The sequence below is a fragment of the Hydrogenobaculum sp. 3684 genome, assembly GCF_000213785.1.
Classification (GTDB): domain Bacteria; phylum Aquificota; class Aquificia; order Aquificales; family Aquificaceae; genus Hydrogenobaculum.
Genome location: NC_015557.1, coordinates 1,148,913 through 1,163,615 on the forward strand (window position 1 = coordinate 1,148,913; position 14,703 = coordinate 1,163,615).

At 35.8% G+C, this 14,703-nt stretch carries 18 protein-coding genes and 1 tRNA gene; 10 read left to right on the forward strand and 9 right to left on the reverse strand.

The window, feature by feature from the left end:
* Position 1 precedes the first annotated feature (1 nt).
* The 9 genes from HYD3684_RS06190 to frr all read right to left on the reverse strand — a co-directional run bounded on the left by HYD3684_RS06190 (position 2) and on the right by frr (position 7,719).
* Positions 2-778: a polyprenyl synthetase family protein gene (locus tag HYD3684_RS06190; RefSeq protein WP_015419818.1), complete on the reverse strand. Its 777-nt coding sequence runs from the start codon at positions 776-778 to the stop codon at positions 2-4.
* Positions 775-1,707, reverse strand: a complete 933-nt coding sequence (locus tag HYD3684_RS06195; RefSeq protein WP_015419819.1) for a dihydroorotate dehydrogenase — start codon at positions 1,705-1,707, stop codon at positions 775-777. The genes HYD3684_RS06190 and HYD3684_RS06195 overlap by 4 nt, the downstream gene beginning before the upstream one ends.
* Positions 1,708-2,000: 293 nt before the next feature.
* Positions 2,001-2,345 (reverse strand): DUF86 domain-containing protein, encoded by a 345-nt coding sequence (locus tag HYD3684_RS06200; RefSeq protein WP_015419820.1) that lies wholly within the window; start codon positions 2,343-2,345, stop codon positions 2,001-2,003.
* Positions 2,342-2,671 carry a nucleotidyltransferase gene (locus tag HYD3684_RS06205; RefSeq protein WP_015419821.1) on the reverse strand — a complete coding sequence of 110 codons (330 nt, stop codon included), beginning with the start codon at positions 2,669-2,671 and terminating at the stop codon, positions 2,342-2,344. The genes HYD3684_RS06200 and HYD3684_RS06205 overlap by 4 nt, the downstream gene beginning before the upstream one ends.
* A gap of 271 nt (positions 2,672-2,942) precedes the next feature.
* A complete protein-coding gene (gene uvrC, locus HYD3684_RS06210; RefSeq protein WP_015419822.1) occupies positions 2,943-4,640 on the reverse strand; it encodes an excinuclease ABC subunit UvrC in 1,698 nt (565 codons plus the stop codon).
* 26 nt (positions 4,641-4,666) lie between these two features.
* Positions 4,667-5,740, reverse strand: a complete 1,074-nt coding sequence (locus HYD3684_RS06215) for a HAMP domain-containing sensor histidine kinase (protein ID WP_015419823.1) — start codon at positions 5,738-5,740, stop codon at positions 4,667-4,669.
* Positions 5,721-6,389 carry a response regulator transcription factor gene (locus HYD3684_RS06220; RefSeq protein WP_015419824.1) on the reverse strand — a complete coding sequence of 223 codons (669 nt, stop codon included), beginning with the start codon at positions 6,387-6,389 and terminating at the stop codon, positions 5,721-5,723. Before HYD3684_RS06220 ends, HYD3684_RS06215 begins: the two co-directional genes overlap by 20 nt.
* Positions 6,386-7,174, reverse strand: coding sequence for a tryptophan synthase subunit alpha (trpA, locus tag HYD3684_RS06225; protein WP_015419825.1), 789 nt, complete (start codon positions 7,172-7,174; stop codon positions 6,386-6,388). The genes HYD3684_RS06220 and trpA overlap by 4 nt, the downstream gene beginning before the upstream one ends.
* Positions 7,171-7,719: a ribosome recycling factor gene (frr, locus tag HYD3684_RS06230; protein ID WP_015419826.1), complete on the reverse strand. Its 549-nt coding sequence runs from the start codon at positions 7,717-7,719 to the stop codon at positions 7,171-7,173. Before frr ends, trpA begins: the two co-directional genes overlap by 4 nt.
* 82 nt (positions 7,720-7,801) lie before the next feature.
* Between frr and hfq the strand changes: the two genes are divergently transcribed.
* From hfq to purN, 10 genes are all read left to right on the forward strand, one after another.
* Positions 7,802-8,071 carry an RNA chaperone Hfq gene (hfq, locus tag HYD3684_RS06235; RefSeq protein ID WP_015419827.1) on the forward strand — a complete coding sequence of 90 codons (270 nt, stop codon included), beginning with the start codon at positions 7,802-7,804 and terminating at the stop codon, positions 8,069-8,071.
* A gap of 39 nt (positions 8,072-8,110) precedes the next feature.
* Positions 8,111-8,830 (forward strand): polyprenyl diphosphate synthase, encoded by a 720-nt coding sequence (gene uppS / locus HYD3684_RS06240; protein WP_015419828.1) that lies wholly within the window; start codon positions 8,111-8,113, stop codon positions 8,828-8,830.
* A gap of 10 nt (positions 8,831-8,840) precedes the next feature.
* Positions 8,841-8,913, forward strand: a tRNA-Val gene (locus HYD3684_RS06245).
* Positions 8,914-8,933: 20 nt separating this feature from the next.
* The gene (gene eno / locus HYD3684_RS06250; protein ID WP_015419829.1) at positions 8,934-10,211 is read left to right on the forward strand and encodes a phosphopyruvate hydratase; all 1,278 of its coding nucleotides are present in this window, start codon (positions 8,934-8,936) and stop codon (positions 10,209-10,211) included.
* A complete protein-coding gene (locus tag HYD3684_RS06255; RefSeq protein WP_015419830.1) occupies positions 10,174-10,533 on the forward strand; it encodes a hypothetical protein in 360 nt (119 codons plus the stop codon). The genes eno and HYD3684_RS06255 overlap by 38 nt, the downstream gene beginning before the upstream one ends.
* A complete protein-coding gene (locus tag HYD3684_RS06260; RefSeq protein WP_015419831.1) occupies positions 10,517-10,798 on the forward strand; it encodes a hypothetical protein in 282 nt (93 codons plus the stop codon). Before HYD3684_RS06255 ends, HYD3684_RS06260 begins: the two co-directional genes overlap by 17 nt.
* A gap of 21 nt (positions 10,799-10,819) precedes the next feature.
* The gene (gene purL, locus HYD3684_RS06265; RefSeq protein ID WP_015419832.1) at positions 10,820-13,012 is read left to right on the forward strand and encodes a phosphoribosylformylglycinamidine synthase subunit PurL; all 2,193 of its coding nucleotides are present in this window, start codon (positions 10,820-10,822) and stop codon (positions 13,010-13,012) included.
* The gene (gene lspA, locus HYD3684_RS06270; RefSeq protein WP_015419833.1) at positions 12,982-13,464 is read left to right on the forward strand and encodes a signal peptidase II; all 483 of its coding nucleotides are present in this window, start codon (positions 12,982-12,984) and stop codon (positions 13,462-13,464) included. The genes purL and lspA overlap by 31 nt, the downstream gene beginning before the upstream one ends.
* A gap of 1 nt (position 13,465) precedes the next feature.
* Positions 13,466-14,044 carry a phosphoribosylanthranilate isomerase gene (locus HYD3684_RS06275; RefSeq protein ID WP_015419834.1) on the forward strand — a complete coding sequence of 193 codons (579 nt, stop codon included), beginning with the start codon at positions 13,466-13,468 and terminating at the stop codon, positions 14,042-14,044.
* Positions 14,041-14,682 (forward strand): phosphoribosylglycinamide formyltransferase, encoded by a 642-nt coding sequence (purN, locus tag HYD3684_RS06280; protein WP_015419835.1) that lies wholly within the window; start codon positions 14,041-14,043, stop codon positions 14,680-14,682. The genes HYD3684_RS06275 and purN overlap by 4 nt, the downstream gene beginning before the upstream one ends.
* Positions 14,683-14,703 lie beyond the last annotated feature (21 nt).

Consider the following 14,703-nt stretch of genomic DNA (forward strand, 5'->3'; position numbering starts at 1 on the left):
TCTATATACCAAAGCTTATAAAATCTACATACTCTTTAAGATAAGAAGATACGTTTGTTTGGTTTATGAGAGTGAAAATGGTATTTTTATAATCTTGTATAAGTTTTAAAAGAGGTTTTTCACCTAAAACAACGTATGCCCCGTCTTTATCGTAATAATCATCGGTTAGTTGAAATAATACGCCTATATTGTGTCCAAGCTTTTCGTATAAAGAAAAATCTACACCTTTTAATATCGATGGTATAACCAAAGAGGTTTTTATAAGAGCGGCGGTTTTTAAAGAGGCCACTTTAAGAAAATCTTTTTCACCTTTTATATCGTACACTTGACCTGCTACCATGCCTTCTATACCTGCGTTTTTAGAAACGTAATTTACCACTTTAGCGAGGTTTTTGGGATTTTTATATAAGCTTTCGTTTGATAATATATCAAAAGCTAAGCTAAGAAGACCATCTCCTGCCAAAAGGGCGATATCTTGACCAAATATCTTATGACATGTGGGTTTTCCTCTTCTTTCATCGTCGTTGTCAAGCTCTGGCATATCATCGTGAATAAGGGAGTAGTTGTGGATAAACTCTATAGCGCACCCAAGGGTTATAGCATCTTCTTCATCTAAATCACAAGCATAACCCCCTATTACACACAAGACGGGTCTTATGCGTTTACCCTCTTGAAATACATAATAAGCCATTGCATCATATAAAACCTTTGGCTCAAAAGGCGTTAAAAGCTCTCTTAGTCTTTTTTCTATCTTTGGTCTTAAATCATCAAAAATCATTGCTTTATATCAAGCCTATGGGCTCTTCCAATTAGTTCTTTGAAATGTTTTAGGTTTTTAGCATCCAAATGATTTTTTATACCTTCTATCACATCCAAAGGGCTCAAAGGTTTATAAAAGTTTGCAGTACCCACTTGCACAGCACTAGCCCCTGCCAATACATGCTCTAAAGCGTCTACATATGTAGTAATCCCACCAACGCCAATTATAGGTATAGCCTTGCCGTATTTTTCATAGGTTTGCCATATCATCCTAACGGCTATTGGAAGTATAGCAGGACCAGAAAGCCCACCGGTTTTTGTGGCAAGGAAAGGCCTTTCGTTGTATATATCTATTTTCATGCCTATAAGCGTATTTATAAGCACAATCCCGTCGGCTTTTGCCTCTATGCATATTTTTGCAAATTCTGTGATATCTGTCACGTTTGGAGAGAGCTTTACAAGAAGTGGTTTTTTGGCAAAAGATTTTATCTTTTCTATCAAAGATCTTAAAACTACTGGGTCTTGACCAAAGACCACACCACCTTTTTTTACGTTTGGACAGGACACGTTTAACTCGTAGGCAGAGATCTTTGGCACATCTTCCAAAATCTTTATTACTTCTATATACTCTTCTTCGGTTTCTCCAAATACATTTGCTATAAAATGCGTATCTATATCTTTTATAACTGGATATATTTTTTTAATAAAAGCCTCAACACCAGGATTTTGAAGTCCTATTGAGTTTAGCATACCACAAGGGGTTTCTGCAATCCTTGGCATTGGGTTTCCTTCTCTTGGTCTTAAAGAAAGTCCTTTTGTTACCACCGCCCCAAGCTTTGATATATCGTATATATTGGCTCCTTCAACACCGTATCCAAAAGTCCCAGAAGCCACCCATACAGGGTTTTTAAACTTTATACCAAAAAGCTCTATTTCCAATTTGTCCATTTATGTTTATTTTAGCATAAACTTTAAGGGTCTTGATGGAACAGAGCGATATCAGCGCATTTCAGATGCCTGTTTTCTTAACAGACACTTATTATACGATGTGAAAAATGCTAAAGCACACTAGAGCGATGGAATCGCATTTCAGATGCTTGTTTTCTTAACAGACACTTATTATACGATGTGAGAAATGCCGTTGGCACACTAGAGCGATAAAATCGCATTTCAGGATTTGGTGGAGTTGTTAAAACCCGAACAGTTCAGATGAAACAGCTTGATGACTATATAATATAGCATTACAGTTCATCAACTAATTTAAGTATCACTTGATAAAGCTCTGGTATCCTTAGGTCTATAGTTTTCCATACTACCAGATAATCAACTCCAAAATACTCATGAATTAATTTATTTCTCATACCTACAATACTTGTCCATTTAATCTCTGGGTGCTTTTGTTTTAGTTCTTTTGGGATATTTTTTGCAGCTTCTCCAATGATTTCTAAGCTTCTAACAAAAGCTCTTTTTAGCTCCTCATTTTGGAGGAATTCTTCAAAAGTTAAACGATTAGATTTGTTAATTAAATATTCGCACTCGGTTTTTATGTCTAAAATGTAATCTCTTATCTCACGTTTTATTTTCACAGATAAATGGCTTCCTGAAGGATGATTTTGCCAATGTATGGTTTAAGCGCCGATTTCATAACAAGATCCACTCTTATTTTAAGCGCTTTTGATAACAGGTTGTTGAGCTCAACAAACGTAAAAAGATCAGGAACTTCGTAAAAATCCACAAGTATATCAAGATCACTATTTTTTGTTTGCTCACCTCTCACATAAGAGCCAAATATGCCTATCTCTTTCACTTTATACTTCTCTTCAAGAATAGGTTTTAGTTCAGAAAGTTTTTGCTTTAGTTGATCTATAGTTATTTTTTGTTTTGATTTTCTATCCCTTCCAATATTTGCCATAAGTGTTATTTTAGCACATCATAACAAAAATTTTATGAGCTCGGTACTTATTAATAAACCACAGAGCGATGGAAGCGCATTTTACTTCGGGGGTTGACGAGAGAACAGGCACTGGTAGTGTAAGAAATGCCGTTGGCACACTAGAGCGATAAAATCGCATTTCAGACGCCTGTTTTCTTAACAGACGCTTATTATACGATGTGAGAAATGCCGTTGGCATACTAGAGCGCTATCAGCGCATTTCAGGATTTGGTGGAGTTGTTAAAAATCCCTAATTCTCACCGAGCATCTTTCTTACTTGATCTTTTATGGATTTTGATATACCAAGTTTTTTAAGCTTTTCATCGTCAGATCTTATAAAATCATACAAACTATCAAAATGTCTATATATAATTTCTTTTTTTACCTTGCCAACGCCTTTTATCTTTGAAAGAGTATCTTTTATAAACTCTTTTGAACGGAGGTTTCTATTGTAGGTGATGGCAAACCGGTGTGCTTCATCTCTTAAAAGCCCAAATACCCTATAAAGAGCTTGGTGGTTTTTAATTGGGATTTCAAGCCCGTCTTCTGTATAAATGATTTCTTCTTTTTTGGCTAAAGAACAAATGTATATGTTTAATAAAAACTTTTCCTTTACCTCAATACCCATTGAAAGCTGACCCTTACCACCGTCTATAAGCCACATGTCAGGAGTTTGGTCCTCTTTTGATACTATCCTTTTTGCCCTTCTTGATAGGACTTCTTTTAACGATGCAAAATCATCTATGTAATCTACGGTTTTTATCCTATACCTTCTATATTTTGATTTGTTTAGACTGCCATCTTCCCACACCACCATAGAGCCTACGGTATATTGACCTTGAAAGTGGCTTATATCAAAGCATTCTATCAATTTTGGGGCCTTTCTTCCAAAAAGCTTGTAAAACTCACTCTCAAACTCTTTGGTGTCTGGTTTTAAAACTACGTTTTTCTCTATTATCTTTAAAAGCGGTTTTGGAATGTTGTTTGAAAACGCTACGTCTTTTCGTTTTGATTTTATAAAAAGCCTAAAATTTTCAGTTAGCTCAAAGTTTGCCACAATTTTTTTGGGTACTATATTTGACATATAGTATGTACCAAGCATCTCTTCATAATTTATAATAAGTTCTTTGTTTAAACGAAACTCCTTATGAGCTACAAGGCGTTTGTTTCTTATTATAAAAAGCCATAAACTATAACCCTCCAAATAAAACACATCAGCCTCTTCTATATCGTATAGAAAAACCCCTTGCCCATCCACTATATTTTGAAGCACAAGCACCTGATCTCTTAAAAATGCCGCCTTTTCAAAAGCAAGATTTGAAGCATATTGCTCTATCTTTTCATAAAGAGTGGGAAGCACGTCTTTTACGTTGCCAGACAAAAACGCTTTTGCAGATTTTACGCTTATAGCGTAGTCTTCTTTGGATATTAGGTTTGCACAAGGACCAGAACAAAGCCCAAGATGATAATCCATACAAGGGGTTGGTCTTTTTGGCATTTCCTCACAAGTTCTTAATCTAAAAGTAGCATGTATAAGTTTTTTAATTTTTATGGCTTTGTTTATATTTAAAAATGGTCCAAAAGCTTCTCCTTTTTGAGATGTGTCTCTGGTGATTTTAACAGTGGGATATTCATCATCGGTAAGAAGTATAACAGGGTAGCCACTGCCATGTTTTAAAAGCACATTGTATTTTGGCTTGTGAGTCCTTATAAGATCCATCTCCAAAAGAAGAGCTTCGTATTCGTTTCTTGTTACTATCCATTCAAGCTCCTTAGAATGATTAAATATATTAGCTTCTTTTTTAGATTGCTCTCTTTCTTTTAGATGCTGAAGCAATCTCTTTTTTATATTTATAGCTTTACCTATATAAATATAATGTTTTTGGTTTTTAAAGATATAAACACCTGGTTCTTCCGGGGCTTTTTCTATAAGCGCTACGATATCCATAATCTTATAATATAGTTATATAAACTTTACCATTCAAGCACTATCCTAAAAATGCCGTTTTCGTATTTGGCTTTTACAGATATACCATTTCTCTCACACAACGTTTTTACTATGTAAAGCCCAAGACCCAAACCTTCTTTTGACTCATCTTCTCTGTAAAAAAGCTCAAAGAGCCTTGAAGTATCTTTTATAGGCTCACTTGGATTTTCCACCACAAGCTTAGAAGAGGATATTTTTACGTTTATAAAACCATTTTCTTTGTTGTATTTTATAGCGTTGTCAAAGATGTTTTCTATTATCATGGAAATATCCACAGGGTCTCCATATACTTTAAGTGTTGTATTCTCTTCAAGATTTACAGCGATGTTTTTTGATTCCAAAGAATCTTCAAGGGCATCCAACGCATCTTCTACAAAGGCGTTTATATTTAAAAGAGTTTCTTGGCTTGGTTTTGATATAAAAATAGACTTCACACGCCCTATGGCATCTTCAATGCGAGATATGGCCTCTTTAGCCCTTTTATCTTTTATATCAGAAAGCTTTAAAATACTAAGCGGTGTGTTTATGGCGTGCATGCTTCCTTTTAGGACTATATCGAGCTTCTGGGTGTAATCTTCTATAGGTTTTAAGAAAATCCCAGAAAACCAGTAAGAAATCCCAAAAACCACCATCGTAAGCCCAAAAAACACCAAACTTGCGTAAAACATAATACGTTTTTCAGATTCAACGATGTCTTCCACCGATGCTTTTAAGAAAACGGTGTATATTTTGCCGTTGTATTCAAATCTATCTTTTAGCTTTATAGCCCTTTTATCGTCTTTATCCATGTTGTTGGCACTATAATAAATTTTGTGGTTACGCTCTATGGTTATGCTAAAACCGGGAGGCAATGTAAAGAGTTTTTTTTCTACAGCTTTTAACAAAGCCACTTTTGCTATATCTTCTGAGCGGTTTTTTATGATCTCTTCTGCATAACTCACGTAAAGGTTGTAAAGAAGATAATAAAAAAGCCCCATTATGATGATAAATATAAAAGAGTTTAAAACGGCAAACTTTAATCTGGCGTTTATAAAAATATTTCTAAACAAGCCTGTAGCCAAGCCCTGGCACGTTTCTTATAAGGTCCTTATTTTCTTCTTTCAAAAGTTTTCTTAAAAGCTTAAGATGGGTCCTAATAGAATCTTGACTTGGAGCTTCTGCCATATCCCAGCAATTTTGCATAAGCATTTCATAAGATACCAGTTTTCCAGCTTTTAATATTAGAGTTTCCAATATGCAGGCAAGTTTTCTAGTAAGCTCTTTCTCTTCCCCGTCCACTATAAGAACTTTTCTATCCATATCGTAAAGGACGTTTTCTCTTAGCTTTACAACGCTTCCTTTTATGTTGTGCTTTCTTCTTACAACGGCTTTTATACGAAGGATAAGCTCTTCTACGCTAAAGGGCTTTGTGATATAATCATCTGCTAAGCATTCTTCAAAACCTTTTGTTTTGGTGGATAAATCTGCTATAGCACTTATAAATATAATAGAAGATTCTTTGTTTAGTTCTCTTATATCCTTACATAGATTTATACCACTGTCTTTCCCAAGCATGATATCAAGGCATATCACATCAAACGCTTCCGCTTTTAAATATAGAATAGCATCTTGAGCGTTTTCGGCACCTTCACACAAAAAGCCGTTTTCTTTTAACTTTTTGCACAAAAGCTCTAAAAGTATCTTATCATCTTCTACCACAAGGACTTTCATAGATAGGTGGCTTCAGAAAGCTTTTTAGCTTCTTCTTTTAACCCTTCCAAGCCTCTTTGTTTTAGGCTTTTAACAAAATGACTACCCACTACCACACCATCCACATAAGACTTTAAACTATCTATATGCTCCTTGCTTGATATACCAAAACCAAGAACTATGGGTTTATGACAATGTTTTCTATAGTTAGTGGTATATTCTTTTATACTTTCTATGGGTAGTTTGTCTCTTGCACCGGTAATACCAGTAATAGATACCATATAAACAAAATCTGATGACATCTCACAAACACTTTGGACCCTGTTGTTTTTAAAAGAAGTTGGAGCCAAAAGCATCACAAGGCTAAGAGATCTTTGCTCTAAGGCATCTTTTACACCTTGAGCTTCTTCTGCTGGTAAATCTGGTATTATAAAACCATCTATTCCAGACTCTTTCGCTTCTTCAAAAAACCTATCAAGCCCTATCTTAAAAATAGGGTTAAAATACGTCATAAGCAAAAAGGGTTTGTCTTTGTGCTTTGTTTTTAGGCTTTTAGAAAGATCAAATATATCTTTATGGGTGATGCCGTTTTGAAGGGCTACCGTGTGAGCCTCTTGAATAGTGGGTCCATCTGCTACAGGATCTGAAAAAGGAAAACCTATCTCTATCATATCAGAGCCTTGCTCTAAGAGTATATCAAAAGCTTTGTAAGAAGTTTCCAAATCTGGGTATCCAGCCACCATGTAAGAAAGCAATGCTATTTTATTTTTTTGTTTTAAAAGCCCAAAAACCTCTGATATGTTCATTTTAACTCCGTAATCTCTTTCTCCTTTGAAGAAGATAGGTTTGATATCTCATCTATATAATGGTCTGTGATTTTCTGAAGCTTATCGAGGGCCCTTTTTATCTCATCTTCAGATATACCTTCTAAAGACTCTATCATCTCTTTTGCATCTCTTCTTATGTTTCTTATAGCCACTTTTGCTTCTTCAGTGGTTTTGTGTAAAAGCTTCACAAGTTCTTTACGTCTTTCTTGAGTAAGGGGTGGAAGTGTAATGCGTAGGGTATTTCCTTGTCTTGCCGGGTTTAAAGAAAGCTGTTCCATTATAGCCTTTTCGATAGGTGATATGGCGTTTTGGTCCCACACTTGAATGAGTATCTGGTTTGGCTCTGGTACGCTTACATTACCCACTTGTTTAATAGGCACTCTAGAGCCGTAATACTCTATCTTGATGTCCTCCACCAGCGATGTAGAAGCTCTACCTGTCCTAAAGCCTGCCAACTCGCTCTTAAAATGGTTTATACTCTTTTTCATGCTCTCTTCAGCTTCTTTCAAGATATCCTCTATCATATTATCTATTATAAATCAAAAGCCTGTAATTTTTATGAAATTTTGATATAATAATAAATTATTAACTTTGAGAGGTAAAGCTATGGGTAGCAAAAACGCAGCAAGATTACAAGATTTGATGCTAAACCAAATAAGAAAGTCTAAGGTAAAAGTATCTATATATCTTCTTAACGGCGTAAGGTTGCAAGGAAAAGTTAGATCTTTTGATCTTTATACAATCCTCATAGAAGATGGTAAACAACAAACGTTGGTTTACAAACACTCTATAACTACAATAATACCTGCTGAGAGAATAGACTTAAACTTCAACGAGATAGAGGAAGAGGAGGAAGAAGAAAACTACAACATATAATTTCATCTTGATTTCACTTTTTTAGTTTATACTAATTTAATGGACTTAAATGTGCCAAAACACATAGCTATAATAATGGATGGTAACGGAAGGTGGGCCCAAGAAAAAGGTAAAAGTAGATTTTATGGGCACTACGCAGGGGCTGAGGTAGTAGAGCCCGTTACATTAAAAGCTAAAGAACTGGGAGTGGGTTATTTAACGCTCTTTGCTTTTTCAACAGAAAACTGGAAAAGACCAAAAGAAGAAATAGATGTTCTTTTTAAGCTTTTTAAAGAATACCTCATAAGAAAAGAAGAAAGTATATTAAAAAACGGCATAAAGATGAAATTTATAGGAAGAAAAGACAGAATACCACAAGAGCTTCTTCAATACATGGATAGTATAGAACAAAAAAGCGAAAAAAACAACGCTATAACCCTAACACTGGCTGTAGATTACGGTGGATTGGACGACATCACAAGGGCTTTTAACAAGCTGCTGAGCAGTGGTAGACTTGTATCTCAAAAAAATCAAGTAACTCAAGAGGATATAAAAAGAGCTTTGGACACTCATTTTCTACCGGCGGTGGACCTTCTAATAAGAACTGGAAACGAAAAAAGAATATCGAACTTTTTGCTTTGGGATATAGCTTATGCTGAAATTTTCTTCTGTGAAAAATACTGGCCGGATTTTACACCAGAAGATCTTTGTATGATAGTGGAGGATTTTTCTAAAAGAAAAAGACGCTTTGGAGCGGTGCAACCAGTAGATATGATATAATAGGAAAATAAGGCGCGTAGCTCAGTTGGGAGAGCGCAGGCTCGACACGCCTGAGGTCAGGGGTTCGATCCCCCTCGTGCCTATTTTATCAAAAGGAGGAGTTATGAGTAAAATAGCAGACGTAAAAGCAAGAGAAGTGCTTGATTCAAGGGGCAATCCAACGGTAGAAACAGAAGTGTTGTTGGAATCGGGAGCTATGGGTGTAGCTATAGTTCCAAGTGGTGCTTCCACCAGCTCAAAAGAGGCTTTAGAGCTAAGAGACAACGACGAGAGATACTTTGGTAAGGGTGTTTTGAAAGCCGTAGAAAACGTAAACAAAGAAATAGCAAAAGCCATAATAGGCCTTGACGCTTCTAACCAAACAGAGCTTGACTTAACACTTATAGAACTTGATGGCACAGACAACAAATCAAACTTAGGAGCTAACGCAATACTCTCTGTAAGCATGGCAGTGGCAAGAGCCATGGCCAACGAGCTTAGAATACCACTTTTTGCATATTTAGGAGGCGTGTTTGCAAAAAAATTGCCTGTGCCTCTTATGAACATAATAAACGGCGGAGTACATGCAGACAACCCTCTTAGCATACAAGAGTTTATGATAGTGCCTTATGGAGCCGAGACATTTTCTGATGCCCTTAGGATGGCTTCAGAGACGTTTCATGTGCTTAAGAGCTTGCTAAAAGAAAATGGTTTTGCCACCTGTGTAGGAGATGAAGGTGGTTTTGCACCAAACTTAGAATCCACCGAAAAAGCTATAGAGTTTATACTAAAAGCCATAGAAAAAGCCGGATATACACCCGGAGAAGACATCGCCATAGGTCTTGATTTTGCAGCTTCGGAGTTTTACAAAGACGGTATATATACTATAGATGGTAAGCAGTATGACAAAGAGGAACTTCTTAATTTTTGCATAAAGCTTTTAGAAAACTATCCGATAATATCGTTAGAAGACCCAGCTTCAGAAGATGATGAAGAAGGATGGCAGATGATTACAGAAAGCTTAGGAGATAAGGTACAGATTATAGGAGATGATGTGTTTGCCACAAATCCAAAAATCTTTGCAGATGGTATAGAAAAAGGCATAGCAAACGCAATACTTATAAAGCTAAACCAAATAGGCACTCTCACAGAAACCTTGGAAACCATAGCTATGGCAAAACAATACGGCTACAACACCGTTATATCTCACAGATCCGGGGAAACAGAAGATACCTTTATAGCTCATTTGGCTGTAGGTACAAACGCAGGACAGATAAAAACAGGTTCTTTATCAAGATCTGAAAGGATAGCCAAATACAACGAGCTTCTAAGGATAGAAGAGTACCTTGGCTACGGAGCTATGTATGCGTCAAAAGAAGAATTTTGGCCGTTCTTACAGTAACTTTATAACGCTTGGGTTTTTCTCGCTGGCTATATTTTATACGATATGGAATATTTTTATAAGCTCTTCCAATATATTCTCACTTATAGCCCTTGAAAAATCCAATGCCCCTATAGAAGCTCTTTTAAAAAAAGAAGAGGATAGATATCAATACCTTTATGCAAAAAAACAGCAAATAGATGAAAACCCCAACTTCTTTATGAAAAAGTTTGCCGCAGAGTATATGCAGATGCAAAGGCCCAACGAAAAAATTGTAATACTTCCAAAAAGCTTATGGTTTAAAAAGCCAGAAGACGATACAAAAGATGAATCCTCAAAATAGCTTACTCAATCAACTGTTGGGGTCTTTGCCTTTTCATATAAATCTATCAAGTCTTATGTATGCAATTGTCGTAGATACAATAATCTACTTTGCCACCATATGGGCTATCGTATATATATCTCACAAATACGACGCTATACACCTAAGAAAACCAGCTATTTTGAGTTATACAATACTTAGTTTGTTCTTTATAAGTATTTTAAAGTTTGCGCTTTTGTCTTTGGCTTTTATAGGTATAATATATTTATTATCAAACCTACTTTAAACCTATGCTAAAATATTTAAAATGGATAATTTACATGGGCTTACACAGCAAGAGTATGAAACTATAAAATCTCTCATAGGTAGAGAGCCAAACGATATAGAGCTCGGTATATTTGGTGTTTTATGGTCTGAACATTGTTCTTATAAAAGCTCAAAACCCCTTCTTAAGAAATTTCCAACAGAAGCTCCTTACGTGGTTCAAGGACCCGGTGAAAATGCTGGTGTTATAGAATTAGAAGATGTTTGGCTTGCTTTTAAGATAGAAAGTCACAATCATCCATCTTTTATAGATCCCTTTAACGGTGCTGCTACAGGAGTAGGGGGGATAATAAGAGATATAATGTCTATGGGAGCAAGGCCTATAGCGATACTGGATTCCCTTAGATTTGGAGAGAACTCCAAAAGGATCACCAAAGGGGTAGTAAAGGGGATAAGTCACTATGGCAACTGTATAGGTATACCCACCGTTGGTGGTGAGACATTTTTTGATAGCTGCTACGAAAAAAACCCTCTTGTAAATGCTTTTTGCATAGGCGTAATGCCAAAAAATAGAATATACAAAGCAAGAGCCACTAAAGTAGGTCAGATACTATTTCTCTTAGGCTCATCCACCGGAAGAGACGGCATACACGGAGCTACGATGGCTAGTTCTCAGTTTGATGAAAAAGCTTTGAAAAAGCGTTCCAACGTCCAAATAGGCGATCCTTTTTACGGCAAAAAACTTTTAGAAGCTATAATGTATGTGGTAGAAAACCAATTGGTGGTGGGTATACAAGATTTAGGAGCTGGAGGAATAGCTGGCGCTTGCTTTGAAGTAGCTTACAAATCAAATATGGGTGTTGATATAAACTTAGACGAAGTCCCACTTAGGGAAAAAGACATGAACGCTTACGAAATACTCCTTTCAGAAAGCCAAGAAAGAATGCTTCTTATAGCCGAAAAAGAAAACTTACAAGAGTTAATAAACGTAGCAAACAAATTTCACCTTTCTTGGTGTGTGTTAGGAGAAACCACCACATCAAACACGGTAAACGTATACTTCAAAAATGAGAAAGTAGCATCTTTGGACTATAAAATAGTAGCAGAAGGTGTGCCAAGCTGCTACACAACACCTTCTAAGGAATTTACACCAGCCAAAGAAAAATTTTTGCCAGATAAAATAGACCTAAAAGAGTTATTTTTAAAGGTAATATCAAATCCAAACATAGCTTCAAAAGAGCATATATATACTCAATACGATTTTGAAGTAGGCACTAATACGGTCATAGGACCTTCAAGCGATGCGGCAGTTTTAAGGATAAAGTGGCCTTTAAGACCCGCCGTAAAATCAGATCAGGGAATAGCTATAAAAGCTGATGGAAACGCTTACTATATGGAAGCAGACCCTTACGAAGGGGCAAGATGGACTATAGCGGAATGCGCTAGAAACTTAGCTTGCGTAGGAGCCAAAGCCCTTGCTTTTAGCGATTGCCTAAACTTTGGAAACCCAAAAAGAGAAGATGTGGCAATAAAGATAGAGCTTTGCGTAAGTGGTATGGCAGATGCGATGAAAGAGTTTGGCGTCCCGGTAATAAGCGGTAACGTATCGTTATACAACGAAACCGTTGAAGGAAACACCATCACAAATATTATGCCAACGCCTGTGGTAGTTGGGGTTGGAGTTTTAGAAGATGTACGTAAACACATGGATCACAGGTTTAAAAAACCCTCTAATCTGTTCCTTATAGGAAATTTAAACCAAGAGTATACTCTAAATGGTTCCCTTGTACAGAAAATTTTAACTGGTAGTGTAAAAGGTGCTCTTACAAAAGTAGATATTGAAAAAGAAAAACTCTTATCTAAAGTTCTTATAAGCCTAATCCAAAAAGATTTAATACTCTCAGCTCACGATGTATCGATGGGCGGTCTTATAGTAAATATATTCGAGAGTTTAGTAGATACAAACTTGGGAGCCTACATAAGCCTTTATGTAGACGAAGACCCAACGATGTTTTTGTTTACAGAAAATCCCACAAGGGTAGTGGTAAGCGTAGACCAAGATTTAGAAGAGCAGTTTAAGAGTGTAGTGGAAGAAACCAATCTCGATTGGATGCTCATAGGAAGCATCATATCAGAAAAATCTTTTACCATAGAATACAACGGCAGAGAACTTCTAAGATGTGATTTGGAAACAGCAAAATATATATGGAAAAACAGCCTAAAAGATTTCTTTTAATATACTTTATCACATTCTTAACGGTATTTATCTTGGATGAGATAACAAAAATAGAGATAAAAAGCATACTAAAACCAAACGAAAGTGTAGATGTACTACCTATACTAAAAATAGTGCTTATATACAACACTGGCATTGCTTTTGGTATGCTATCTAGTTTGGGTGGCATGCTTAGAGTGTTGCTTTTGGAAGTCCTTCCGGTGATAGCCATATTTGTAAGCGGTTTTTATGCTTTTAAAAGCAAAGATACAAAAATTAGTATACTAATGGGTATGCTCTCAGGCGGGGCTTTTGGAAACTTGTTTGAAAGGGTGTATTATGGCAAAGTGACAGACTTTTTGTATTTCCATATAGGAGATCACTACTGGCCAGCTTTTAACGTGGCAGATAGCGCTGTGAGTTTATCCATAGCAGGGCTTATACTTCTTTCTTTAAAAGAGCGTGAGGGGTAATATGGCAAAGGTAAAAATATGCGGTATTACAAACTTAGAAGATGCCCTTTTATCCCAAGAACTTGGAGCTGATTTTTTAGGTTTTATACTATATCCTAAAAGCCAAAGATACATAAATTTAGAAGAGGCTATTAAAATAAAAAAGCATTTAAAAATACCGACAGTAGGAGTAATAGTGAATGAGCCTTTAAACACAGTAAAAGAGCTTCTTAATTATTTTGATTTTATCCAGCTTCATGGAGATGAGGATTGTACTTACAGTATATCAAATAGGATTATAAAGGTATTTAGAGTAAAAGATAAACTACCAGATATAGAAAAATGCTGGGATGAAAATCTTATACTTTTTGATACGTTATCAGATAAATATGGAGGCACTGGTAAGAGCTTTAATTGGAATATATTAAAAACTTTGAAAAGGAATTTTTTTGTATCTGGGGGTTTAAACGAAGAAAACGTTCAACACTTAAAAGATATAAAACCCTATGCTGTTGATGTAGCATCTGGGGTTGAAGAAAAACCAGGTAAAAAAAATCCTGATAAATTAGAAAAATTTATAAAAAGGGCAAAAGCTTTATGAAAATGGCAATTTTTGTATCTGGAAGAGGGTCAAATTTAGAAGCTATACTAAAAGCCAAAAACAAAGGGTTTTTAAACTCAGAGTTTATCGTCATATCAAACAACAAAAACGCAAGAGCCATAGATATAGCAAAGTCTTATAGCGTAGAAACATTTTATTTTGAGCCAAAACCAAAATATGCGTTTGAAGAAAACGCTTTAAAGCTTTTAAAAGAAAAGAACATAGATTTTATCGTACTAGCGGGGTTTATGGCTATTCTTTCTGAGGGCTTTATAAAAGACTATCCACAAAAGATAATAAACATACACCCTTCTTTGCTACCAGCTTTTAAAGGAATAGATGTACACAAAAGAGTTATAGAATCTGGTGTTAAGTTTAGCGGGGCTACCGTGCATTTTGTAACAGAGGATATAGACGCTGGTTGCATAATTGCCCAAGCGGTTACACCCATAGACCAAGAAGACACAGAATATATATTAGAACAAAAAGTCCTAAGCTTAGAACATAAGCTATTACCCCAAGTAATAAAATGGATAGAACAAAATAGAGTTTTTGTAAAAGATAAAAAAGCCTACGTAAAAAACGCAAAATACAACTGCTATCCTTTTAACCCTTGTTTAGAGATAGAAATTGAATAATATATTAAGCTGTGCTTGGAA